At 63.7% G+C, this 866-nt stretch carries 1 pseudogene; it reads right to left on the bottom strand.

Features of this window, described 5'->3' with window-relative positions:
• Nucleotides 1–866, bottom strand: a pseudogene (locus IG64_RS37145) (peptidase M23); the annotation flags it as partial.

The following is an 866-nucleotide window of genomic DNA, read 5'->3' as shown; positions in this document are numbered from 1 at the left end:
GGCTGTTCACTGGTGTTGTACCGGTGGTAGACACCGCCTCCGTTGGAAGCGATGGCCTCAAGACGCCCGTCCGCGTTGTGACCGGCAGCGACATCGGTTCCCGGACCACCGAAGTCGGTCTCCCAGTCGTGCCAACCACCGTTGGGAGTCTTCTGCACGATGTGCTGAGCACCCACAGCACTCACCGCGAAGAGCTCGACCCGCCCGTCCGAGGACCGCTCGGTCGCCAGCTTCGCGTCACCCGGACCACCGAAGTACTCCCACGAGGACCAATAGGGCTGCTCACTCGTGTTGTACCGGTGATACACACCACCACCATTGGAAGCGAACACCTCCAACCGGCCGTCCTTGTCCGCACCCACAGCCAAGTCGTAGCCACCACCACCGAAGTTCTCCCACGCATGCCAACCACCATTGGGAGACTCCTGCACAAGATGCCCGAACGCACTGTCACTCAACGCGAACACCTCGATACGGCCGTCCGACGAACTGGCCGACGCCAGCCGGGAATCAGCCGGGCCACCGACCGACTCCCAGTCGGACCAGGGCCGCTCACTCGAGTTGTACCGGTGATAGACACCGCCCCCGTTGGAAGCGAACACCTCCAACCGGCCGTCCTTGTCCGTCCCGACCGTGAGCCCGAAACCCCCACCACCGAAGTTCGTCTCCCAGTCGTGCCAGGCACCATTGGGCTCCTTCTGCACACGATGCCAGAACGTCTCCGCATTCAGCGCGAACACCTCGACCCGGCCATCAGCCGACTTCGCCGACGCCAGATTCGCCCGCTTCGGACCACCCCAGAACTCCCACGAAGCCCAACCACCGTTCTGCGACGTCTGATAGCTGTGCCAGACACCGTCATCCCC

The organism is Streptomyces sp. NRRL S-340 (assembly GCF_000720185.1).
GTDB lineage: Bacteria > Actinomycetota > Actinomycetes > Streptomycetales > Streptomycetaceae > Streptomyces.
The sequence above is the reverse complement of the archived record's forward strand: the minus strand, read 5'-3'. Positions and strand labels throughout refer to the sequence as shown.